The organism is Cryobacterium sp. Sr8, assembly GCF_004403225.1.
In the GTDB taxonomy this organism is placed as follows: domain Bacteria; phylum Actinomycetota; class Actinomycetes; order Actinomycetales; family Microbacteriaceae; genus Cryobacterium; species Cryobacterium psychrotolerans.
On sequence record NZ_SOHO01000035.1, the window covers coordinates 53,850 to 61,456 of the forward strand.

General features: G+C 67.7%; 9 protein-coding genes and 1 tRNA gene. All 10 read left to right on the forward strand.

The annotated features are described in order from the left end of the window. Positions 1-63: 63 nt before the first annotated feature. The 10 genes from obgE (at position 64) to E3T54_RS05805 (ending at position 7,492) form a co-directional block, all read left to right on the forward strand. Positions 64-1,626, forward strand: coding sequence for a GTPase ObgE (gene obgE / locus E3T54_RS05760; RefSeq protein ID WP_092323832.1), 1,563 nt, complete (start codon positions 64-66; stop codon positions 1,624-1,626). Beyond that, positions 1,623-2,429: a glutamate 5-kinase gene (gene proB, locus E3T54_RS05765; RefSeq protein WP_092323834.1), complete on the forward strand. Its 807-nt coding sequence runs from the start codon at positions 1,623-1,625 to the stop codon at positions 2,427-2,429. Before obgE ends, proB (E3T54_RS05765) begins: the two co-directional genes overlap by 4 nt. A gap of 56 nt (positions 2,430-2,485) precedes the next feature. Beyond that, positions 2,486-3,292 (forward strand): glutamate 5-kinase, encoded by an 807-nt coding sequence (gene proB, locus E3T54_RS05770; RefSeq protein ID WP_134474940.1) that lies wholly within the window; start codon positions 2,486-2,488, stop codon positions 3,290-3,292. Positions 3,293-3,335: 43 nt separating this feature from the next. Continuing rightward, on the forward strand, positions 3,336-4,604 hold the full coding sequence (locus tag E3T54_RS05775; protein WP_134474941.1) for a glutamate-5-semialdehyde dehydrogenase: 1,269 nt from the start codon (positions 3,336-3,338) through the stop codon (positions 4,602-4,604). Positions 4,605-4,665: 61 nt separating this feature from the next. Next, positions 4,666-4,872, forward strand: a complete 207-nt coding sequence (locus tag E3T54_RS05780; RefSeq protein WP_092323856.1) for a hypothetical protein — start codon at positions 4,666-4,668, stop codon at positions 4,870-4,872. A gap of 15 nt (positions 4,873-4,887) precedes the next feature. Then, complete coding sequence (gene nadD, locus E3T54_RS05785; RefSeq protein WP_255452828.1) at positions 4,888-5,481, forward strand: nicotinate-nucleotide adenylyltransferase; 594 nt, start codon at positions 4,888-4,890, stop codon at positions 5,479-5,481. Then, positions 5,478-6,389: a hypothetical protein gene (locus tag E3T54_RS05790; RefSeq protein WP_134474942.1), complete on the forward strand. Its 912-nt coding sequence runs from the start codon at positions 5,478-5,480 to the stop codon at positions 6,387-6,389. The genes nadD and E3T54_RS05790 overlap by 4 nt, the downstream gene beginning before the upstream one ends. A 40-nt stretch (positions 6,390-6,429) precedes the next feature. After that, on the forward strand, positions 6,430-6,807 hold the full coding sequence (gene rsfS, locus E3T54_RS05795) for a ribosome silencing factor (protein ID WP_092323841.1): 378 nt from the start codon (positions 6,430-6,432) through the stop codon (positions 6,805-6,807). 72 nt (positions 6,808-6,879) lie between these two features. Next, positions 6,880-6,952, forward strand: a tRNA-Ala gene (locus E3T54_RS05800). A 135-nt stretch (positions 6,953-7,087) separates the two neighbouring features. Next, positions 7,088-7,492: a YchJ family protein gene (locus E3T54_RS05805; protein WP_241977079.1), complete on the forward strand. Its 405-nt coding sequence runs from the start codon at positions 7,088-7,090 to the stop codon at positions 7,490-7,492. Positions 7,493-7,607 lie beyond the last annotated feature (115 nt).

Here is a 7,607-nt window from a genome sequence, read left to right on the forward strand (position 1 = left end):
TTGAACGTGAGGGCGGGCTTCGGCTCGCCCTTACGTGTTTCAGCCCCACTTGAAAGGTTTTCCATGGCTACATTCGTCGACCACGTCACGCTGCATTTGCGAGCTGGCCACGGAGGACACGGCTGTGTTTCCGTCAAGCGGGAGAAGTTCAAGCCCCTCGCCGGGCCCGACGGCGGCAACGGCGGCAGCGGCGGCGACCTCGTGCTCGTCGCCGACCCGAACGTGACGACCCTGCTCGGCTACCACCGCTCGCCCCACCGCTCGTCCGACAACGGCGGCCCCGGCATGGGCGACCACCGCAACGGCCACGCCGGTGAGCTGCGCGAGCTCGCCGTGCCGCTCGGCACCGTGGTCAAGGACATGGAGGGCAACGAACTCGCCGACATGACCGAACCCGGGATGCGTCTCGTCGTGGCCCCTGGCGGCCAGGGCGGGCTGGGCAACGCTGCCCTCGCCTCCACCAAGCGCAAGGCCCCCGGCTTCGCGCTCCTCGGCACACTCGGCTGGGAGGGCGACGTCCAGCTTGTGCTCAAGACCGTGGCGGATGTCGCGCTCGTCGGCTACCCGTCGGCCGGCAAGTCGAGCCTGATCGCGGCGATCTCGGCCGCGCGACCCAAGATCGCCGACTACCCGTTCACAACGCTGCACCCGAACCTCGGTGTCGTGGATGCCGGGGAGGTGCGCTACACCGTCGCCGACGTCCCCGGCCTGATCGAAGGCGCCAGCGAGGGAAAGGGCCTCGGCCTCGAGTTCCTGCGCCACGTTGAGCGTTGCACCGCGCTGCTGCACGTGCTCGACTGCGCCACGCTCGACCCGGGCCGCGACCCGCTGAGCGACCTCGACATCATTCTCGGCGAACTCGCGGCCTACCCAGTTCCCGACGGCCAGCTGCCCCTGCTCGACCGTCCCCAGCTGGTGGCCCTCAACAAGATCGACGTGCCGGAGGCCCGCGAGCTGGCCGAGTTCGTGCGCGCCGACCTGGAAGCCCGCGGCTACCGCGTCTTCGAGATCTCCACGGTCACCCACGAGGGCCTCCGTCAGCTCAACTACGCCCTGGCCGAAACGGTCGAAGCCGGCCGTGTTGCACGCGCCGCAATCGAGGCGAAAAAGCCGCGCATCGTCATCCGTCCGAAGACCGTGGACGACAGCGGCTTCGTCGTGCGCGTCGAGGGTGGATCCTTCGGCAATATCTACCGCATCCTGGGCACCAAGCCAGAGCGTTGGGTGCAGCAGACGGACTTCAAGAACGACGAGGCCATCGGCTTCCTCGCCGACCGGCTGGCCAAGCTGGGCATCGAGAACGAACTGTTTAAGGCCGGCGCCGTCGCCGGGTCGACCGTCATCATCGGCCCCGGTAACGGTGTCGTCTTCGACTGGGAGCCCACGCTCACCTCGACCGCCGAGCTCATCACCGCCCCGCGTGGCACGGACACGCGCCTCGACGACAGCAAGCGACGCACAAGCAACGAGCGCCGTGAAGAGTACTTCGGGCGCATGGACGCCAAGGCCGCGGCCAGGGCCGAGCTCATCCGCGAACGCGAAGCCGGCATGTGGTCCACCGGCGAGGAGGAATTCAACGGTCCCTCGGATTCCGCTTCCGCCGAACAGAAGACGGAAACTGAATGACCGTCTTATCGCGCGACCAGGCCGCTGTCGCCAAGCGCATCGTCTTGAAGGTCGGCTCCTCGTCCATCACCGGCGACAACGCCGACCAGATCAACCGGCTCGTGGACGCCCTGGCGGAGGCGCACGGGCGCGGCACCGAGGTCGTGCTCATCTCCTCCGGCGCGGTCGCCGCGGGGATGCCGTTCCTGGAGCTCGAGGAGCGGCCCGCGGATGTGGCCACCCAGCAGGCCGCGGCATCCGTGGGCCAGAATGTGCTCATCTACCGCTTCCAGGAAAGCCTGGACCGGTACGGGATCGCGGCCGGGACGGTGCTGCTGACGGAGGGCGATGTGCTCACCGAGCCGCACAAAAGCAACACCCGTCGCGCCCTGGACCGCCTGCTCGACCTGCGCATCCTGCCCATCGTCAACGAAAACGACACGGTGGCCGTCTACGGCCTGCGCTTCGGGAGCAACGATCGCCTCGCGGCCCTCGTCGCGACGCTGATCCATGCCGATCTGCTGATCATGCTGAGCGACGTCGACGCGCTCTACACGAAGCCGCCGCACCTTCCGGGTGCGGAGAAGCTCGTCTTCATCTCGGCGGATGACCCGCTCGACGGCTTCGAATTCGGAGCCGGCGGCCCCAGCGGGGTCGGCACGGGAGGCGCGAGCACCAAGGTGGTGGCGGCGCGGATCGCGACGAAGGCCGGAACAGCCGTCCTGGTGACCTCCACCGAACTGGCCGCGGAGGCACTTCGCGGCGAGCCCGTGGGAACCTGGTTCGAAGCTGCCGTGAGGCCGCACGGCTACTCGCTCCTATAGGCTCGTTTTGGCGACGCGGACCGCACCCGGTGGGCCCGCAGGGAAGGCTCGGTCACGTGAACAGGCTTGCGCGCGGCGACATCTCATCCGCGGCACGGATCGTGGTGAAGGTCGGCTCGTCGTCGATCAGTGGCGCAAACGCCGGGCAGATCGCACCGCTCGTGGACGCCATCGCGGAAGCGCACGGCCGCGGCACCGAGGTCGTGCTCGTGTCCTCCGGCGCCATCGCAATCGGGATGCCCTACCTGCACCTCGATGAGCGGCCCACTGACCTCGCCACCCAGCAGGCGGCGGCATCCGTCGGCCAGAACCTGCTCATCTTCCGCTACCAGGACAGCCTCGACCGGTACGACATCGTCGCCGGCCAGGTACTCCTGACGGCGGGCGACCTCGAAAACCCCGCTCACCGCAGCAACGCGCGGCGTGCCATGGACCGCCTGCTCGCCCTGCGCATCCTGCCGATCGTGAACGAGAACGACACGGTCGCCACCCACGAGATCCGGTTCGGCGACAACGACCGTCTTGCGGCGATGGTGGCGACGCTGATCCAGGCGGACCTGCTCGTGCTGCTCAGCGATGTCGACGCGCTGTACACGAAACCGCCGCACCTGCCCGGAGCCGAGCGGATCGACCACATCGCCGCCGGCGAGGCGCTGGCGGGAATGGAATTCGGAACGGCCACGGGTTCGGGGGTCGGAACCGGGGGAGCGAGCACCAAGGTGTCGGCGGCCCGGATCGCGGCGGATGCCGGGACGGCGGTGCTCGTGACGTCGACCGGGCTCGTCGCCGAGGCGCTCCGCGGCGACCATGTCGGCACCTGGTTCGAGTCGGCGGCCTCTCCGAGCGGGCACCCGCTCCCGTAAACGGCCCGCTCGCGTACGCCGCACGCTCCCGTAAACTGGGGGGATGTCCCAGTCGCAGCAGCCCGTCGCACCCCTCACGCCCACGCTTGAAGCGGCCCGGAGCGCGTCGCTCGCGCTCGCATCCGCACCGTCCGAGGTGAAGAACCGCGCACTCGGTGCGATTGCCGCGGCGCTGCGGGGGAGCGTTGACGAGATCATCGCAGCCAACCGACGTGACCTGGCCGCCGGTGCGGACAACGGACTGACCTCGGGTCTGCTGGACCGGCTCGCCCTCGACGCCGCCCGGATCGAAGCCCTGGCCCAGGCCGTGCTGCAGATCGTCAGCCTGACCGACCCGGTCGGCGAGGTCGTGCGCGGCAGCAGCCTGCCCAACGGCATCAAGATCAGCCAGGTACGCGTGCCGTTCGGCGTCGTCGGAGTCATCTACGAAGCGCGTCCCAACGTCACCGTTGATCTCGCCGCGCTGGCGATCAAGAGCGGCAACGCGGTCGTCCTGCGCGGTGGATCGGCGGCGGAGAACAGCAACCGGGTGCTCGTCGGGCTGATCCAGGCGGCGATTGCGTCCGCCGGCCTGCCCGCCGAGTCGGTGCAGACCATCGACCCATTCGGCCGGGCCGGCGCCACGGAACTGATGCAGGCCCGCGGCTACGTGGACGTGCTCATCCCGCGGGGGAGCGCGAGCCTGATCAACGCCGTCGTTACCCAGTCGAAGGTGCCCGTGATCGAGACCGGAGCCGGCGTCGTGCACGTGTTCCTGGACGAGAGCGCCGACGCGCAGTGGGCGATCGACATTGTGCACAATTCCAAGGTCCACCGCCCGAGCGTGTGCAACGCCCTCGAGACCCTCCTGGTGCACAAGAACGCCGCCGAGTGGCTGCTGCCGGACGTTCTGGCCCGGCTGACGGCATCCGGTGTGACGATCCACGGAGATGCCCGCACGCGGGAGCTGTACCCGGATTCCGTGCCTGCGACGGAGGACGACTGGTCGGCCGAGTACATGAGCCTCGACATCGCGGTGAAGGTGGTCGACTCCCTCGACGCGGCCATCGACCACATTCGCCGCTACTCGACGGGGCACACCGAATCGATCGTCACGAACGACGTGGTCAACGCCGAGCGGTTCCTGAACGAGGTGGACTCCGCCGCGGTGATGGTCAACACATCCACCCGCTTCACCGACGGCGGGGAATTCGGCTTCGGGGCCGAGGTGGGCATCTCGACCCAGAAGCTGCACGCGCGCGGTCCGATGGGACTGCCGGAGCTCACCAGTACGAAGTGGATTGTGCGCGGCACAGGCCAGGTGCGGGCGTAGGCCCCACTAGAATGAGTGCGACGGCGGGGGCCCCGCCGTTGTGCCTTGAATGGAGAACCTCATGTCGTTTGTGACCGCAGTGCTGGCCGAGATCGAGCACGTCGCCCTGCCCATGCCGACCCTGATGTACGGCGCCATCGCCCTCGTCGTGTTCTTCGCCCTCGGCTTCCTCGTGTGGACCTACCGCGACGTCGCCAACCGCCACCAGACGAAGGCGGATGCCTATGCCGCCGCGCACGGCGGAGCTCGCAGCCACGACGGTCACTGACCCATCGACCACCCCGTGGCTTCGCGTCGCCCCCGCATCGGCGTGATGGGCGGAACCTTCGACCCGATCCACCACGGGCACCTGGTCGCGGCCAGCGAGGTCGCCCAGAGCTTCGACCTCGACGAAGTCATTTTCGTGCCCACCGGCCAGCCGTGGCAGAAGCACGACGTGTCCAAGGCCGAGCACCGGTACCTGATGACGGTGATCGCCACGGCGTCGAATCCTCGATTCACCGTGAGCCGCGTCGACATCGACCGCTCGGGGCCCACCTACACGATCGACACCCTGCGGGATATCCACGCCGAACGGCCGGATGCCGAACTGTTCTTCATCACCGGTGCCGACGCGATCCAGCAGATCCTCGGCTGGAAAGACGTGCGGGAACTCTGGAATCTGGCTCACTTCGTGGCTGTGAGTCGACCGGGACATGAACTGAGCATTTCAGGATTGCCGGACCAGGACGTAAGCTTACTGGAGGTTCCGGCTCTGGCCATCTCGTCCACTGACTGCCGGGAACGCGTGAACCGGGGCTTCCCGGTCTGGTATCTGGTCCCCGACGGGGTTGTCCAGTACATCTCAAAGCATCATCTGTATCGGAGTGTGGCATGACGTTGGGTAACAGTCCCCAGCCTCCGCTGACCCGCCGCCAGGAACGCGAATTAGCGCGCCAGCAGGGGCTGCTGTCGACCGCGGACGACCTTCGGCTTTCGGCCGGCGACCCGGCTCCCGACGTCGAGTCCGACGTTTCGGCTGCCGACGTCAAGCCCGCCGACGTCAAGCCCGCGGCCGTCAAGCCGGACGTCGTCGCGGAATCCGTTCCCGTGTCGGCCTTCGCTCCCCGGGGCGCAGAAAAGGTTCCCGCCGAGAAGGCGACGTCCACCAAGCGCCAGGCTCCCGAGCGCACGCTCACCCGACGCCAGTTGCGTGCCATCAAGGCCGCCGAGTCGGGCGAGCCGGAAGCAACGGAGGGCGAGGACGTTTCCCCCGACGCGGAGACCCACACGATGGGAGGGCTCAACCCGCCCGTCGGCCACTGGTCGCTCGACCGCGGTGACGACCACACACCCACCGTCGACGAGGGCCAGACATTCGACCAGTTCATGTCCCGAGGAACCGGCGGAAGCGGCAGCCCGACCACGACGAGCGCGCTCATCCTGCCGTCGATCCCGTTGCAGGGTTCGAGTTCCGGGCCCCTCACGAGCACGGGTGAGATCCTCATCACCGGTTCGTACGACCTTCCCCGCAGCCTCGGCTCGACCGGTCACCACCCCGGCAACTTCGATTCCTCGGACATGGATCAGTCCGACGATCACGACGACGCGGGCGGCTACAACTCCACCGTTGCGCCCGTGAGCGCCAGCAGGGCCGTCAGTACGCACGCGTCGAACCGCGGCCTCGTAGCCCCGCCGCAGAAGAGCGGCAACTCCCTCCCGACCGTGCTCGCGATCACCGCGGCCGTTCTGGCCGTCGGCGTGCTCGCGCTCTTCGTGCTCGGCTACGTCTTCAACATTTTCTAATGCCAACCATGTCGACTTCACACACCCAGGGACTCATTCGATGACCGCTTCTGCCCACGCTCTCGAGCTCCTCAAGGTGGCCGCAGCCGCCGCCGACTCGAAGGCCGGGGAGGACATCGTCGCTATCGACGTCTCCAGCCCCCTGCCGCTGACCGATATCTTCCTCATCGTCACCGGTCGTTCGGAGCGCAACGTCGTTGCGATCGCCGGAGAGATCGAAGACAAGCTCATCGAGGCCGGCTTCAAGCCGCTGCGTCGTGAAGGACGCGCCGAGGGCCGGTGGATCCTCGTCGACTTCGGCGACCTCGTGGTGCACGTCTTCCACGAGGAAGAACGCCAGTACTACTCCCTCGAACGCCTGTGGAAGGACTGCCCGGTCATCCCGATCGAGCTCCCCACTCGCGAGTCCGCCGAGTAGCGCTGGTTCGCGAGAGGCTCTCGCGTGTAGTAGCCTAGACAAGTTGTTTCGGAGCAGTCCGAAACACAATCCGGGTCCGTGGCGCAGCTGGTAGCGCACCTGCATGGCATGCAGGGGGTCAGGGGTTCGAATCCCCTCGGATCCACCGAGCACAACGAAAAGCCCCAACTTCGGTTGGGGCTTTTTTCGTTCCACCGGCATCCGTTGTGGTTTCGGTTCACATTCTTTTCGGATTACTTTCGGTTTCTTTCCCCGGGGTCGACGGTCGATAATTGGGCCTGTGCCCTCGCCCCAGGTTTCTTCCACGCTGCCCCGGCGGTGCCCCTGCCTGAGCGGGCTGACCTACGCCGAGTGCTGTGGACCTCTCCATGCCGGGCAGGGATCCGCGCCGACAGCCGAACGCCTGATGCGCTCCCGCTACTCGGCGTTCGCCGTGGGCGACACCGAGTACCTGTTGGCGACCTGGCACCCCGCCACTCGCCCCGAATCCCTCGAACTCGATGCCGACATGCAGTGGGTGCGGCTCGACATCCTGAGGACGGTCCGTGGCGGACCGCTGGATACCGACGGGGTGGTGGAGTTCGCGGCACACTACCGGCTGGACGGACAGCGAGCCCAGCAGCACGAGACCAGCCGATTCCTGAAGGTCGACCGCCGCTGGTTCTACCTCGACTCCCTGGGCTGAGCCGCGCGGGCGTCAGAACGGGGGTGGCGGGTCGATCCGGGTGGCCGGTTCGGTCGTGTACTCCCGGCCGGCGGGCGAGGTCCAGGTGAGCGTGCCGTCCCTGGCGTGGGTCACG